Source organism: Pseudoxanthomonas dokdonensis, from assembly GCF_001431405.1.
Taxonomy (GTDB): Bacteria; Pseudomonadota; Gammaproteobacteria; order Xanthomonadales; family Xanthomonadaceae; genus Pseudoxanthomonas_A; species Pseudoxanthomonas_A dokdonensis.
Genome location: NZ_LDJL01000013.1, coordinates 16,233 through 31,405 on the forward strand (window position 1 = coordinate 16,233; position 15,173 = coordinate 31,405).

The 15,173-nt window shown below is 67.3% G+C and carries 10 protein-coding genes; 6 read left to right on the forward strand and 4 right to left on the reverse strand.

What is annotated here, in order from left to right:
• Positions 1–48: 48 nt before the first annotated feature.
• The 4 genes from ABB29_RS12695 to recC all read right to left on the reverse strand — a co-directional run bounded on the left by ABB29_RS12695 (position 49) and on the right by recC (position 10,774).
• Entirely contained in the window at positions 49–1,527 is a 1,479-nt protein-coding gene (locus tag ABB29_RS12695) for a SulP family inorganic anion transporter (protein ID WP_057659663.1), read from the reverse strand.
• A gap of 228 nt (positions 1,528–1,755) precedes the next feature.
• The gene (gene recD / locus ABB29_RS12700) at positions 1,756–3,663 is read right to left on the reverse strand and encodes an exodeoxyribonuclease V subunit alpha (protein ID WP_057659665.1); all 1,908 of its coding nucleotides are present in this window, start codon (positions 3,661–3,663) and stop codon (positions 1,756–1,758) included.
• Positions 3,660–7,319 carry an exodeoxyribonuclease V subunit beta gene (recB, locus tag ABB29_RS12705; RefSeq protein WP_057659667.1) on the reverse strand — a complete coding sequence of 1,220 codons (3,660 nt, stop codon included), beginning with the start codon at positions 7,317–7,319 and terminating at the stop codon, positions 3,660–3,662. The genes recD and recB overlap by 4 nt, the downstream gene beginning before the upstream one ends.
• The gene (gene recC, locus ABB29_RS12710) at positions 7,316–10,774 is read right to left on the reverse strand and encodes an exodeoxyribonuclease V subunit gamma (protein ID WP_083487884.1); all 3,459 of its coding nucleotides are present in this window, start codon (positions 10,772–10,774) and stop codon (positions 7,316–7,318) included. Before recC ends, recB begins: the two co-directional genes overlap by 4 nt.
• Before the next feature lie 181 nt (positions 10,775–10,955).
• Between recC and ABB29_RS12715 the strand changes: the two genes are divergently transcribed.
• The 6 genes from ABB29_RS12715 to ABB29_RS12740 are packed head-to-tail and all read left to right on the forward strand — an operon-like array spanning position 10,956 to position 15,119.
• Entirely contained in the window at positions 10,956–11,744 is a 789-nt protein-coding gene (locus ABB29_RS12715; protein WP_057659669.1) for an ABC transporter ATP-binding protein, read from the forward strand.
• Positions 11,744–12,493: an MlaE family lipid ABC transporter permease subunit gene (locus ABB29_RS12720; RefSeq protein WP_057659670.1), complete on the forward strand. Its 750-nt coding sequence runs from the start codon at positions 11,744–11,746 to the stop codon at positions 12,491–12,493. Before ABB29_RS12715 ends, ABB29_RS12720 begins: the two co-directional genes overlap by 1 nt.
• A 9-nt stretch (positions 12,494–12,502) precedes the next feature.
• Positions 12,503–13,021 (forward strand): outer membrane lipid asymmetry maintenance protein MlaD, encoded by a 519-nt coding sequence (gene mlaD, locus ABB29_RS12725; RefSeq protein ID WP_057659673.1) that lies wholly within the window; start codon positions 12,503–12,505, stop codon positions 13,019–13,021.
• Positions 13,018–13,677, forward strand: coding sequence for an MlaC/ttg2D family ABC transporter substrate-binding protein (locus tag ABB29_RS12730; RefSeq protein WP_057659675.1), 660 nt, complete (start codon positions 13,018–13,020; stop codon positions 13,675–13,677). The genes mlaD and ABB29_RS12730 overlap by 4 nt, the downstream gene beginning before the upstream one ends.
• Positions 13,667–13,981 (forward strand): STAS domain-containing protein, encoded by a 315-nt coding sequence (locus ABB29_RS12735; protein WP_057659676.1) that lies wholly within the window; start codon positions 13,667–13,669, stop codon positions 13,979–13,981. Before ABB29_RS12730 ends, ABB29_RS12735 begins: the two co-directional genes overlap by 11 nt.
• Positions 13,982–14,009: 28 nt before the next feature.
• Positions 14,010–15,119 carry an MlaA family lipoprotein gene (locus tag ABB29_RS12740; protein WP_057659678.1) on the forward strand — a complete coding sequence of 370 codons (1,110 nt, stop codon included), beginning with the start codon at positions 14,010–14,012 and terminating at the stop codon, positions 15,117–15,119.
• The last annotated feature ends 54 nt before the right edge of the window (positions 15,120–15,173 follow it).

Consider the following 15,173-nt stretch of genomic DNA (forward strand, 5'->3'; position numbering starts at 1 on the left):
CTGGCGTCCGCCAGCACTGCCGTCAGTTGAACGCCGGTCGCTGCCGCTTCAGTGCCCGCTGCCCAGGGTGGCACTGTCATCGCGATGGGTGCCGACGCGTTCGACCAGGGTTTCACTGGCGCTGTTGAGGCCGATCACTTCGACGCTGGCCCCGTGCGAGCGCAGCTTCAACACCACCCGGTCCAGTGCGCCGACGGCACTCAGATCCCAGAAGTGGGCATCGGTCAGATCGATGACAACCCTGGCCGGGGCGTGCAGGAAATCGAAGCTGTTGCCGAATTGCGTCGCCGAGGCGAAGAACACCTGCCCATGCACGCGGTAGACGCGGCTGCCATCGGCCAGATCTTCATCCTCGACCACCAGCATCGAGCTGACCCGGCGGGTGAACGACAGCGCCGTCAGCAGCACGCCGGTCAGCACGCCCTTGGCCAGATCGTGGGTGGCCACGGTCACCACCACCGTGCCGAGCATGATGATGCTGGCACTGGCCGGGTAACTCCTGAATTCGGCGAACGATTTCCAGTGGAACGTGCCGATGCTGACCATGATCATTACCGCCACCAGCGCTGCCATCGGAATCCGTCCCACCCATTCGGAGGCGTAGACCACCATCAGCAGCAACACCACGCCCGCGACCAGGCAGGACAGGCGACCGCGGCCGCCAGCGGTGACGTTGATCACCGACTGGCCGATCATCGCGCAACCGGCCATGCCGCCGAACAGGCCGGCGACGATGTTGGCGCTGCCCTGGCCGGCGCATTCGCGACGGCGATCAGTCGGTGTGTCGGTAGCGTCCTCGACAATCTGCGCGGTCATCAATGATTCCAGCAGCCCGACTACCGCCAGCGTCGCCGAGACCGGCAACAGGATGCGCAGGGTTTCCCAGGTCATGGGGATGTCGGGCAGCAGGAAATGCGGCAATTCGCTTGGCAGCTGGCCCATGTCGCTGACAGTGCGGATATCCAGCCCCAGCCAGATGCTGATCAGGGTCAGCACCACGATCGCGACCAGTGGCGACGGCACCGCGCGGGTCAGCAGCGGCAGCAGATAGATGATTGCCAGACCGGCGGCGCATACCGCATAGACCTGCCACGGCATGCCGGTCAGTTCCGGCAGCTGCGCCATGAAGATCAGGATCGCCAATGCGTTGACGAAGCCGGTCACCACCGAGCGCGAGACGAAGCGCATCAACATGTTCAACCGCAACGCACCGGCCACGATCTGCAGCACGCCTGCCAGGATGGTGGCGGCGAACAGGTACTGCAGGCCATGATCGCGGACCAGATCCACCATCACCAGCGCCATCGCTCCGGTGGCAGCCGAAATCATGCCCGGCCTGCCGCCGGCGATGGCGGTAACGACTGCGATGCAGAACGACGCGTACAGGCCGACCTTGGGATCGACACCGGCGATGATCGAAAACGCGATGGCTTCCGGGATCAGTGCCAGCGCGACCAGCACGCCGGACAGCAGATCACCACGGATATTGCCGAACCACTGCTCGCGCGCGGTATAGATGACGGACATGGAATGACTCCCGCGCGCCGTCGATGGCGCGCCAATGACAGGAAAAAACGGACGGACACACAGACCCTCCAGCCGCGACAGCGGCCGCTGGACAGCGGGTTGGGTCAGGGTGGAGTCATCAGCCGGAGGAGGGAAAACAGTGCGCGCATTCTATTGCGCTGTCGCAGCCGGTACAAGGCGCACGGCCGTTGCCATCCTGCAGATGCTCGCCAAGCTGCAGGCCGCTGATCAGCCGCAAGCCTGCAAGCGCCAGCCCAGCCCGGACAGACGACTGGCGTGGCGTGACAGCGCGGCTTCGAGTATTCCGGCGCTGGCGGCCAGATGCAGCTGCTGGCGGGCGCGGGTCAGGCCGGTGTAGATCAGCTCGCGCGAGAGCACGCGGTTGAAGCGCGCCGGCAATTGCAGCCAGACTTCGTCGAACTCCGAACCCTGCGACTTGTGCACGGTCATCGCGAACGCGCTTTCATGCGCTGGCAACGCCGCTGGATGGAAAGCGCGCGGTGCCGGTCCGGCGTCACCGGCAAACCAGGCCGCCAGCACGCCATCGGCATCGCGCAGGCAGATGCCGATATCGCCGTTGAACAGCCGATGCCGATAACTGTTTTCGGTGATCAGCAGCAGGCGGCCATGGAAATGCGCGTCGGTACCACTGCGTGGGTGGCCGGCGCTGCCGGATTGCAGCAGCTCCTCGATGCGTGCGTTGAGGCCACGCGCGCCCTGGGGCCCATCACGCACGGCGGTCAGCAGTCGCAATCGGTTGGCCTGGGCCAATGCCTGCGCCGGATCCCCGGCATCGGCCAGTGCCTGCCAGTGGGCCAGCAGCGACTCACGCCTGGCCAGCAGTGGATCGAGCACGTCTTCATGGAAATGGACGCCGGACAGGTCACCGCCACGCAACAACGACAACGCGTGCTCACAGTTGCCTTCGCGCACCGCGCCGGCCAATGCGGACAGCTGCAACGCCTGATGCTGACGGTAGCCTTTCTGCAGATGCACGTGGGCGCCGGCGAAACCACGGCCGACGTCCTCATCGCTGATCGCCGCCTTGCTGACCACTTGCCCGCCAAGCGCCTGCAGGTTGCCGGCATCGGTGCGGGACAGGTGACTGCCATCGCCGGCGGCGCGCAGGATGCCACTGAGCACGTCGCCGGCTTCCACCGATGGCAGCTGATCCGGATCGCCAAGCAGGATCAGGCGCGCACCGGTCGGCACCGCGTCGACCAGCTTGGCCATCATCGGCAGATCGATCATCGAGGCTTCGTCGACCACGACGATATCGAACGGCAGCGGATGATCGACGTCATGACGGAAGCGCGGCGAATCCGCCATCGTGCCCAGCAGCCGATGCAGGGTGGTACCGCTGGCCGGTAGCGCGGTAAACAGCGAGGGATCAACGCCCTTTGCCTGCAGGCCAGCCACCGCCGCACGCACGCTCTGGGCCATGCGCTCGGCGGCGCGGCCGGTCGGTGCGGCCAGTGCGATCCGCGGCGCTGGCTGCGCCTGCTGGCGTGCCTGCGCCAGCAACAGCACCAGCAGACGGGTGATGGTGGTGGTCTTGCCGGTGCCGGGGCCGCCGGTGATCAGCAGCAAATGCTGATTCAGCGCGGCGGCGGCGGCGCGCGCCTGGCGATTGGTTTCGAGGCTGCCGCCAGCGGCATCGCCGGGATCGGCGAACAACTGCGCGAACAGTGGCGCCAGCGCGGCCGCTTCGACATCGGCGCTGGCCTGTTGGCGGCCGATACGCTGCAGTTGCCGGGCCAGATCCCGCTCGTACTCACGGTAGCGGCGCAGGTATACCAGCGCGCCGGCCGATGAAGCCGGCTCCAGCACCAGCACCGCATCGGCGGCGGTTTCATCGTTGGCCTGATCCGGTCCGGGCGTCGCCACCCAGCGCGATGCCGCCAGTACCTGTGTCCATTCGTCAGCAGCGGGCCAGGGCAATGGTGCGTCGATCAATGCCTGCGGCCGCGCCGGATCGAAGCCGGCATGGCCCTGCGATACCGCCAGCGATGCCAGCGCCGCGGCCGCCAGCACCCAGTCGTGACTGTCCGGCTGCAGCCGCCGCAGGCTCTGCGCCAACGCATCGTCGAGCGTGCGCAACGCGCCGGCCTGGTTGAGTGCACGCAACAGGCTCATGCCGCCAGTCCTTCATCGGCCGCATGGCCAAACAATGTATCCAGCGCTTCCACCAGCTCCGGACTGAACCGCTGCGCATGGATACCGGGTGAGTCGTCGCGGCCGGCATCCAGGCCACGGCAGAATAGATAGCGGATGCCGCCGAAGTCGCGCGCGTAGTCATAGCCGGTGCCGAGCCGGAAACGCAGCCAGCGGTGCAGCGCCAGAGTGTAGATGAGTGCCTGCAGATCGTATTCGCTGTCGCTCATCGCCGCCGCCAGTGACGGATGGTCGTAGCGTGCCAGTCGATTGGATTTGTAATCGAGCACATACCAACGGTCGTCGACACGATAGGTCAAGTCGATCAGGCCGGTCATCAGTCCCTGCAGGCGGCGACGCAGGCCAAACCCGGAGCGCTGCAGGACCAGGCCGTGCCGGTGCAGCAACTGCAACAGCGCATCGACGCGGGTTGGCTGCAGGGCGAACTGGAATTCGATTTCGGCACGCCGGTCATCGGCCGCCACATCGCACAGGCGCACGCCTTCGGGCAGTGGCACGGTGAGGGTCTGGCCGACCAGTGCCGTGGTCAGCGCCACACCGTCTGTCAGTTCATCGACGGCGTAGCCTTCCTGGCGAAGCGCCTGCTCGATGAGCGCGGATTCGGCGGCGGGCGCGGAGTCTCCTGGCTGCCAGTCGCGCCAGGCGGAAAAGTCGGCGTCTTCCAGCGCCGCGTGCAGGGCCACGCCGAATCGGCTGCCGGAAAAACGCGGATCGAATACCGCTTCCACCGGGTCGATGTCGTCGCCGTGACTGGCGGGGCCTGGCTCGTCACCGCCACCGGGAGGCGGCACCGTCGCCGCACTGGACGGATCGCTCCCGGCCTCGGCATTGGCCAGTTGGGTAAAGCTGTAGACCCACCAGTCGCTGGACGACAGCCGGGTCGCGCGCCGCGCCGGTGGCACGCGCGCAGCGGACTCGGCGGGCAGGCGCGGCAAGCCATCGTCTGGCAATTGCCGATCCAGATATATCTCCGGTCTGGCAGCCAACGCGTAGACATTGCCGAGCAATGGCTGCAGTGGGCTGCCGTGCTGGTTGTAAAACGAGCCGTGGGCCAGCCAAAGTGCGTGTTCGGCGCGGGTCAGGCCGACATACAACAGGCGTGCATCTTCGGCCTGCTGTTCCTGCCTCCAGATGCGCTCGGCGTCGGACCAGCCGGCCTCCGGCAGATCCAGCTTCCAGTGCAGGCGCCGACCATCGTCGTGGTCGTGGGCCACACAGTGGCGGCCGGGGGAGCCAGGCTTGCGGCCAATACCGACGAAGGGCAGGAACACCAGCGGATACTCCAGGCCCTTGCTCTTGTGCAGGGTGATGATCTGGACCCGCTGCGCATCCGATTCCAGACGCAGCAACTGGGTCTCGTCATTGCGGTCGGCGCTGGCGATGCGCCGGCCGAGCCAATCGACCAGCCCCTGTAGTCCCAACGCCCGCGCCTGCGCGTGTTGCAGCAATTCAGCCAGTTGCAGGAAGTTGCTGATCCGGCGTTCGCCATCGGCCAGCGCCAGCAGCCGCGGAGCCTGCGCCGCGCACAGCTCGTTGACCAACGCCAGTGGCCCGCCGCGTTGCAGCCGTTCGCGCCAGCCCATCGCCTGTTGCTGCCAATGGCGATGGCGTGCGCTGCTGTCGGCGTCGGCAGCGCTCACGTCGCTGTCGCGATCCAGCGCGGCCACGGCGGCCGCATCTTCGCCGACCAGCACGGTCGCCAGTGCCGCCCGCAAGCGGCCGTCGTCGGCGCCGTGCAACAGCGACAGCAGCAGTGTGTGCAGCTCGCGCGCCTCGCTGGTTTCGAACAGGCTCTGCTTGCCGGCGGCGACCGCGGCAATGCCGACCTCGGCCAGCGCGCGCTGGATGCGGGTCGCTTCGTTGTGGCTGCGCACCAGCACGGCGATATCGCCAGGTCGCAGTGGCCGGCCGTTGATCAAGGCACGGCCGGCGCGGCCATCGCTGATCGCACGATGGATCGCGGCCACACAGGCGGCAGTGGCGAGCTCACGCGATCGATCGGCATTCCATGGTTTCGGGTTGCCCCTGGCATCAAGATCGGTGGGCACCGGCGCCTGCCACAGGGTCAGTGCCGGCGCGATCTGGCCGTCGCGCTGGTAATCGCCATCGACGCGTTTGTCACCGGCCTGGATAGGCTGGAAGTGGATGCGGTCATCGACGAAGGCGGCGTTGCCGGCCTGCTCATACAGTGCTGCGATGGCGGCCAGCAGCGACGGCCGTGAACGGAAGTTGTGGCTCAGCGCGGGTGTCGGCATGGCGCTGGCACGCGCGGCCAGATAGGTGTGCACGTCACCGCCACGGAAGCCGTAGATCGCCTGCTTCGGATCGCCAATCAGGAACAGAGCCGGCTCATCACTGGCAGGGCCGAACACCTGTTCGAATATCCGCCACTGCCGCAGGTCGGTGTCCTGGAATTCATCGACCAGCGCAATCCGGTACTGTTCGCGCAGGCGCCGTGCCAGCAACTGGCCTTGTTCGCCTTGCAGCGCATCGGACACCTCATCGATCAGATCATCGTAGGTCTGCACCCGGCGGCGGCGCTTGGTCCTCAGCAATTGCGTGCGGGCTTCATCGCGCAAACGGTGCAGCAGGCGTGCACGGCGGCGGGCACGGTAATCCTGCATGGCATCGTCAGCCGCGCACCAGTCGGCCAACGCATCGAACAGTGGCGAACGCGGAACCTTGTCCTGCATGTCTTCCTTGCAGAATCCGAGCAGACGCTCCGGCAGCAGTTTTTCCAGGTGCAGTTTTTTATCATCGCGCGGCCAGTAACGCGCAGCCCGGCCCGCGCGCAGTTCGGCGAAGGCTTTTTCGAAGCTGGGGCGTCTGGCTCGCCGGCCATCGAAGATCTTCTGCTGGAAAGCTTCTTCAATCAGCGCCATGGCGTCATCGCTGTGCTGCTCGATCGCCAGCAGCAGGGCGTCGGCGGCCATGGCCAGCTGAGGGGTGGGATCAGCCGGCAATGGTGCGGCCGGCGGCAGCAACACCGGCTCGCGCACCAGCGAGGACAGGTCAGCCGCCAGTTCCTGCGGGCCCTGTTTCCACAGCGCCAGCAGATCATCGACCGTATCCGGGTCACGGGCATGCGCACGCCACAGGTCGGTGGCGACTTCATCGCGCAGTTCGCGGTCATGGGCCAGCAACTCGGGCGGGTCGAAGGTCTGCCCGCTTTCCAGCGCGTGTTCGCGCAGCACCCGGGCGCAGAAGCCATGGATGGTGAAGATCGCGGCCAGATCGCTCTCGTCGACCGCCCGTCGCAGGCGATGCCGCAATGCCTCGCTGCTTTCGCCGGAGCTGGCCAGATGATTGGCCAGCAGTGCACGGGTCAGCGCGACTTCGGGCGAATCATCGCCAGCGACCTCGTTGGCGACCAAGTCCAGTGCCAGCTGCAGGCGTGCGCGGATCCGTTTGCGTAGTTCCTGGGTCGCGGCCTCGGTGAAGGTCACGGTCAGGATCTGCGCCAGTCGCAGATCACGTTCGACCACCAGCCGGGTGACCAGGGTGGCCAGGGTGAAGGTCTTGCCGGTGCCGGCCGAGGCCTCGACCAGATGCACGCCGGCCAGCGGCAAGCTCAGCCACGGATCGCGGGTCTGGCCGTCGATGTCGACCATGCTCATGCGGCGTCCTCGTTCGCGTCGTCATCGCCGGGCAACTGCAGTCCGGCAGGGTCGGATTGTTGCCAATGGCCGGTGGTCAGGGTGCTGAAGATCCCGTGCGACAGCCGGACGAACTCGCGCAGTGCCTCGAGCTCGGTAAATGGATCGCGGCCACGCAGGGCCAGCTGCGGGGCGGCGCCGGTGCCTTCACCCCATTGCTGATCACTGCCACGCCAGCGGGTCGCGGCGTCCTTGATCCCGCGCGCCGGATCAGCGGCACTGAAATAGGCCCAGCTGCTGTAGGGCATGAAGGGCAACGGCTGTTGCAGACCGTGCTCGCGCACCCGCAACAGCTCGCGCAAGGCTTCGCGTGCAGCGTCACGCGACAGCACCGGGCGCGTGTGCGGGCCGGGACCGGCATCGCCGCCGTCATGGAATTCGATCAGCGGCAAGTCGATACCGGCGGCTACGGCCAGCAACCAGTCAAGACCGTTGCGGATGCTGGAAGCACCGTTCGGCGCATCGAAGCGCAAACGCGCCAGTCCCTGCGGCCAGGCATCGGCCAACCGTCCGTGCAGACGCATGCCATCGATGTCGACCTCTACCGGCAACGACTGCGCGATCGCATCGCCACGCCACTGGCTGACCGCACGGGCGTAGGGCTGGATCTGTTCCAGCACGTCGGCCAGCGCGCGCCGGCCCAGTGGGCCGGAAGGCAGCCAGCCACGTGCGCGCAGCAGCGGGTACATCGCGTCGCGGTCGTGGCCTTCCAGCAAGCCATCGAATACCGCGCGTTGCAATTGCAGGCGCTCCAGTCCACGGCTGGGCAGCTGCAAGGGTTCGACATCGATGCCGGCATCTTCCACCTCGGCCAGGCGCATCCCCAGTCGTTGCTGCAGGAACTCGGCGCTAGGCGCCAGCAGGAACCGCCGCAGTGCATCGACCGGCAAGGTGCCGGCGTCATCGGCGGTCGATGCCAGTCGCGCACCGGCAGGCATCCACGCCGGCAGCCGCGTGCGCGCACCTGACAGGCTGTCCGCGGCTGCCTGCCAATCGCCGCGATAACTGAAGCGGCGTGGATCGCTGTCGCCGTCCTGGTCACCGAACGCCAGTGATGCGAACGGCTGCAACGGATGGCGCAGGATCAACGACTCGACCACCTCGGCACGTTGCCGTTGCCGGGCCGCGTCGTCATCGCCCAGGTGATAGGCGGCCGCGGCGTCCAGCAGCTCGCTGACCAGTGCCGATGGCTCACGCTCGCTGCCATCACGCGGGTCGGCGCCCAGCCAGCTGAGATAGAACACCTCCTGCGCCGATGAAAACAGCTGCAGGAACAGATAACGATCATCCTCGCGGGTCGAACGATCGCCATGGCGGCGCTGATCGCTGCCCAGTTCGGCGGTCAGGCGATTGAGACCGGCGGCCGGGTCCCGGCGCGGGAAATCGCCATCGTTCATTCCCAGCAGGCAGATGACCCGGAACGGCAGCAGCCGCATCGGCACCATCCGGGCAAAACTGACGCCGCCGGTGAGCAACGGCGCCCGGGTATCGGAGGCCGACAACAGATGGCCGAAATGCGCGCGCACGACCTCGGCCGGCACCGCCAGTCCGACCTCGGCGGCATCGGCCTGGCGGGCGAAGTCATCGATCAGCCGCCGCAGCCGATCCAGCGCTCGTTGCGCGGCAGCGGCTGCCGGTGGCCGTGGCAGCAGTGCATCGAGCAGCGCCAGCAGCCGTTCGCGCCACTGCGCCGGAGTCATTGCTTCGGCCAGCAGGCGTTCGTGCCGGGCCAGCACCCGCAGCAGGCGCAGCAGCCGATCCAGTGCATCGAGGGCCGCGCCTTCCAGCTCCGGCCACGGCGCCAGCGTCTGTCCAGCCGCGCTGGTGATCGCCACGTCGCTGCCGGTGGCATGGCCCAGCAGCAACCGATCGAGCGCGAACTGCCAGGTGTAGGCGTCATCCTCGGGCGCACCCTGGCGTGCGCGATGACTGGCATCCAGGCCCCAGCGCGCACCAGCGGCATGCAGCCAGCCATGCAGGCGCTCGAATGCCGCCGCGTCGAGGCCGGCGGCCTGGGCCAACGGCGGGCTGGCCAGCAGGTCAAGGATTTCCTCCAGCCCGAAGCGGGTGACCGGCAATTCCAGCAGGCGCAGGAACACTTCCGCCAACGGTTCACCGGTCAACGGGCTGGCATCGGCCATCGCATAGGGGATGGGACCACCGGAGCTGGCATCGTCCTGCCCGTGGCCGCCGAACACGGCCGGCAGATAGGCGGCATAGGGATCGATATCCGGCGCCAGCACGGCGATTTCACGCGGCTGCAGCGGTGGATCGAAACGGCGCCCTTCCGGCGATTCCGGATCCAGCAGTGCGCGCAGGCGGTCATGCAGGACCTGCAGTTCGCGCAGGCGGGTATGGCAGGCGTGTGCCTGCAGGCTGGGATCATCTCGATTGACCGCCGCCAGGCGTGGCCCGGAGGGGCGGGCGCGGCGATGGAACAGATCCGCCTGCAGACGATGCAGCAGGCTGTCACCGAGGCCACCTTCGGCCAGGGTCGGCGAGGTATCCAGTTCCGGATCGACGTAGGCGGCGATCTCGCCGGAGGGATGCACCACTTCGTAGCTGCCGAGCAAGGCCATGAAATCGCGACCGGCTCCGCCCCAGGCACGCAGCAGCGGGTTTTCATCGCCGGCGCTGGCAAACGGATCGTCGTCGCCGGCACGCAAGCGCGCGCCGAGGCGCTGCAGATCACCCCAGTACGACCGGGTCGGGGTCGGCAGATAGAAGTGCAGGGTGCCGACCCGGGCCTGGCTGGCCATGATCCGCAGCACGTCCGGCGACACGTTGAGGGTGGCAAAGGCGAACAGCCGTGGCGGCAAGCCCGCCGGCAGCGCGTCGCCGTCACTGAAGCGGGCCAGGTAATCCTGGATCCGGCGCGCACGATGGCTGCGGCCGCCGGCCACCGCCCGCCACAGGATCGCCTGCGGGTCGTGACGGTCGGCGCCCGCCTCCCAGCGCAGCAGCCAGTCACGGCGCCAGGCCTGGTACTTCTCGAACACCGCCGCCAGCTCGCCGGCCAGCGCCCATGGCTTCAGCGGATCCTCGCCGCGCAGGTGCTGGTGCAGGGCCGCCAGCGGCGGTTGCGCCAGCAGGACATCATCGGTCAGTGCCGCGTACAGGCGCCAATGCAGCGCCATCGCGTCCAGTTCGCCGTCGCCGGGGCCGAGGTTGGCGTCCAGCGCCATGCGCACGAACTCGCCCGGGGTCAGGAACTGCAGATTGGCGGCGACCCCGTAACGATGCGCCAGCGTGGCCTGCAGCCAGCGCCGCATCGCGACCTGCGGAATCAGCACCGTGTCCGGTACCAGCAGCGACTGGCCGGGCGCCGGCAGCCGCAGCTCGCGGGCCAGCAGTTCCGCCAACATGTCCAGCGCATTGGAATGATAGAGACGGAAGTCAGGGAAGGCGGACGGCATCCGGGCATGATGCAGCAACGCCGTCTCGTTTGCCGAGACTGCAATGGCGGGGCGGGTACCGGATCGGCAACGTCGTGGTCATCGATGCAAGCCAATAATCAAACTGTGTAGTACGGTTATGTTCAGCGACGGGTGGTGAAGCTAGCCCGTTGTATTTCCGTTAATCAGGGGTTTGCCCAGCATGTCGGTGTCGGACACAAACGCGGTAACGCTGGACGGCCTGCGATTGGATCGCGGCGGCCGCAGCATCCTGCGCGACATCCATCTGCAGGTACCGACCGGCAGCATCACCGCCGTGCTCGGACCCAGCGGCAGTGGCAAGTCGACCCTGTTGGCCGCGCTGACCGGCGAACTGCCGGCGAGCGCGGGCAGCGTGCGGGTGCTGGGACAGGCGGTGCCACGTCGCAGCCGGGCCCTGCTGGAGATGCGCAAGAGCATCGGCGTGCTGCTGCAGGGCAACGGCCTGCTGACCGATCTCAGCGTCGCCGACAATGTCGCCTTGCCGTTGCGCACCCATACCCGCCTGCCCGAGATCCTGGTGCGCCGGCTGGTCGATTTCAAATTGAATGCGGTCGGCCTGCGCGCGGTCGCCGATGCCTATCCGCGCGAGCTGTCCGGTGGCATGGCCAGGCGTGTGGCGCTGGCGCGCGCGCTGGCGCTGGATCCGCCGCTGATGATCTACGACGAGCCATTGACCGGACTGGATCCGATTGCCAGCGGCGTGATCATGAGCTTGATCCAGCGCCTCAACGACACCCTCGGCCTGACCAGCGTCATCGTCAGCCACCACGTGCATGAAACCCTGCCGATCTGCGATCAGGCGGTGGTGATTGCCAACGGCGGACTGGTGTTTGCCGGTACCCCGCAGCAGTTGCAGGCCAGTGACGATCCGCTGGTCCGGCAATTCCTGGGTGGCGAGCCGGATGGCCCGATCGGGTTTGATGCGCAGGCACGGACGGAGGCGGCCTGATGGCATTCGTCGAAGCTACCCGATCACTGGGCCGGGCCGGCCTGTTCACCCTGTCGGTGCTGCGCTCGTCGCTGCCGACCCGTGACTTCTTTGCCGAGCTGGTGCGCGAGATCTACAAGATCGGCGCGCGCTCGCTGCCGATCATCGCCGTTGGCGGCGCCTTCGTTGGCCTGGTGCTGACCCTGCAGGGCTACCGCACCCTGACCACCTTTGGTGCCACCGATGCGCTGTCGACGCTGCTCGGCCTGTCGCTGTACCGCGAACTGGCGCCGGTGCTGACTGCCCTGCTGTTCATCGGCCGCGCCGGCAGTTCGATCGCCGCCGAACTGGGGCTGATGCGCGCCACCGACCAGATCAAGGCGCTGGAACTGATGGCCATCGACCCGATCGCCAAGGCGGTCGCGCCGCGCTTCTGGGCGGCGGTGCTGACGGTGCCGTTGCTGACCGGGATTTTCTGCAGCCTGGCGATCAGCGCCAGCTATTTCGAGGCCGTGCACGTACTGGGCCTGGACAATGGCGTGTTCTGGTCGGCGCTGTCGGGCAGCGTCGATTTTGCCGACGACTTCCTGGTCGCGTTCCTGAAATCGGCGGTATTCGGCGGCACCTGCGCGCTGGTCGCCGCCTACGTCGGTTTTCATGCCGAGCCGACCATCGAGGGCACCTCCGTGGCCACCACCCGCGCGGTGGTGAATGCCTCGTTGCTGGTGCTGATGTTCAATTTCGTGCTTTCCGCACTGCTGTTCCAATGAGTAACTGATATGGCTATCCGTGGACCTAGACTCGAATTCGCCGTCGGTGCATTTCTGCTGCTGGCGCTGGCCTCGCTGATGGTGCTGGCATTTGCCTCCACCAACCGCAAGTTCGGCTTTGGCAGCGACAGTTATGAGCTGAAGGCGCGTTTCACCAACCTCGGCCAGCTGCGCAAGCAGGCGCCGGTCAAGATTGGCGGCGTGGTGATCGGCCAGGTGGGCGACATTCAGCTGGATCCGGTGAAGTTCGACTCCGTGGTCACCCTCGACATCAATGACAGCTACAAGGATCTGCCGGCCGATACCTCGGCGGGCATCTTCACCAGCGGTCTGCTGGGCGAGAACTATGTCGGCCTGTCGCCCGGCGGTGACCCGGAAGTGCTCAAGGACGGCGACGAGATCGCCTTCACCCAGCCGGCGGTGGATCTGCTGCAGCTGGTCGGCAAGTACGTCTTCAGTGGTGGCGGCAAACCGGCCGATGCGCCGCCGCCCCCTTCCGCTCCCGTAGAGGAAACCCCGAACCCATGAAACGCAAACTGATTACCGTGTTGTTGCGCTCGGCGATGCTGGCGGCCGCTCCGGCCGTGCTGGTCTCCGGACTGCTGGTTGCCGATGCACAGGCGCAGGCCGCCGCCTCGTCGGCCAGCCAGGTGGTGTTGAGCAGCAGCACCCGCGTGCTGACCACGCTTGAACAGCGCCGGCCCGAGTTCAAGAGCAACCCGGACGCGCTGCACCAGTACGTCGCCAGCGAGTTCAACACCATCTTCGACCGCGACTACGCGGCGCGCCTGGTGCTGGGCATCCATGGCCGCGGCGCTTCCGACGCCGACGTCAAACTGTTCGCCGACGCGCTGGCCGAGAGCCTGATGAGCCGTTACGGCTCGGCGCTGCTGGACTTCGACACCAAACTCAAGGTCCGGGTCAAGTCGGAAACCGCGCTGCCCGGCGGCCGCGGCGTGCGGGTCGGCAGCGAACTGATCCGCAGCACCGGTGACCCGGTGCCGGTCGATTACCTGATGCGCCAGGTCGGCGGCCAGTGGAAACTGTTCGACGTCATGGTCGAAGGGGTGTCGTTCGTGCAGACCTTCCGCACCCAGTTCGATGCGCCGCTGCGGCAGAAGTCGATTGCCCAGGTGGCCGCGGACCTGCGTAGCGGCAAGATGCAGGTGGGCGGTGGCCAGTAACACGCCGGCCCCGGCGACGCTGGCCCGCGATGGCGATGCGCTGGTGTTTACCGGCGCGCTGGACCGGCAGGCCGCGACCCGGCTGTGGGCGCAGCTGCTCGACGCGGCCGGCGGCGCCAGCGTGCAACGCATTGTCCTGAGCCAGGTGACTACCGTCGACAGCGCCGGGCTGGCATTGTTGGCGGAGCTGCTCGCGCGTCTGCGCGCTGCCGGGGTGTCGCCGCAACTGCAGGGCGAACCCCCGGGACTGGCAGAATTGCGCAGCGCCTATCGTTTGACTCCGGAATTGGAATTTCCCGCGTGATCCCCCCCTGCATGGCCAAGGAAGCGGTATGACGTTGTTGCGGATGGTCGCCCTGTTGTTGTCGGCGGCCCTGCTGGGCGCGTGCGCCAGCACCCCGGCGCCGGCTGGCATGGCCACCGCGTCGGAAGCGGAAATCGTCGAAGGCAACGCCACGACCGGCGCTGCCGCGCCAGCTATCGATGTCGCGCCCGCAGCCGCCGAAGCACCGGCGGCGACGGCCACCGGGACAGCGCCGGCTGAAGATGCCTCGGTGATGGCCAGCCAGGTCACCACCGCTGCCGACGCCGACGCCGACGCCGGCGCCGTGGCCGCGACCGACGCCTCACCGGCGGTCAGCGCCGAAGAAGATTTCGCCGCGATCTACGGCGACGCCAGCTACAACCCGGTCGCCGACCCGTCGCTGCCGGAGCCGGTGCGCAGCCCGGCAACCTACGATCCGTGGGAAAAGTACAACCGCAAGATCCACACCTTCAACAACGCCATCGATCACGCGGTCGCGCGACCGCTGGCGCGTGCCTATGTCGCCGTGGTGCCGCGGCCGGTGCGGCTGGGTGTCACCAACTTCTTCGACAACCTCGGCCAGCCGGTGGCGATGCTCAACTACCTGCTGCAAGGCCAGCCGAAACTGGCCAGCCAGGCGTTGGCCAGGTTCCTGCTGAACTCCACGCTGGGCATCGGCGGCCTGTTTGACCCAGCGAGCGACGCCAAGCTGCCGCGTGGTCATGAAGACTTCGGCCAGACCCTGGGCGTGTGGGGCTGGAAGAACTCGCGCTACGTCGAATTGCCGCTGTTCGGCCCGCGCACGGTGCGCGACGTGCTTGGTTTCGTCGGCGACGCGCCGGTCGGCATTGTCCGCCAGATCGAGAACGACAAGGTCCGCATCTTCACCCAGGGCCTGAACCTGGTCGACACCCGTTCGCAACTGCTGTCGCTGGACAGCCTGCGCGATGGCGCGGTCGATGACTACCAGCTGGTCCGCGATTCCTGGCTGCAGCGCCGCGCCTACCAGATCGAGAGCGCCCGTCGCCGTGGCCAGGAAGAAGACAGCGGGCTGCCGGATTATCTGCTCGACGACGTCAACAACCCGACCGTGCCGGTCGATGCGATGCCGATGCCGGACATTTCCGGCGGCGGTTGAGGCGGTTGAGGCGATCGCAGGCGAGCCGCCTGCGCCGTGACCAACAAACCCGGC

Coding starts and splice junctions, on each gene's coding strand:
- ABB29_RS12720 (WP_057659670.1), top strand. CDS start 11,744: ATGGCATTCGTCGAAGCTACCCGATCACTGGGCCGGGCCGGCCTGTTC.
- ABB29_RS12730 (WP_057659675.1), top strand. CDS start 13,018: ATGAAACGCAAACTGATTACCGTGTTGTTGCGCTCGGCGATGCTGGCG.
- recD (WP_057659665.1), bottom strand. CDS start 3,663: ATGAGCCTGTTGCGTGCACTCAACCAGGCCGGCGCGTTGCGCACGCTC.
- recB (WP_057659667.1), bottom strand. CDS start 7,319: ATGAGCATGGTCGACATCGACGGCCAGACCCGCGATCCGTGGCTGAGC.
- mlaD (WP_057659673.1), top strand. CDS start 12,503: ATGGCTATCCGTGGACCTAGACTCGAATTCGCCGTCGGTGCATTTCTG.
- recC (WP_083487884.1), bottom strand. CDS start 10,774: ATGCCGTCCGCCTTCCCTGACTTCCGTCTCTATCATTCCAATGCGCTG.
- ABB29_RS12715 (WP_057659669.1), top strand. CDS start 10,956: ATGTCGGTGTCGGACACAAACGCGGTAACGCTGGACGGCCTGCGATTG.
- ABB29_RS12740 (WP_057659678.1), top strand. CDS start 14,010: ATGACGTTGTTGCGGATGGTCGCCCTGTTGTTGTCGGCGGCCCTGCTG.
- ABB29_RS12695 (WP_057659663.1), bottom strand. CDS start 1,527: ATGTCCGTCATCTATACCGCGCGCGAGCAGTGGTTCGGCAATATCCGT.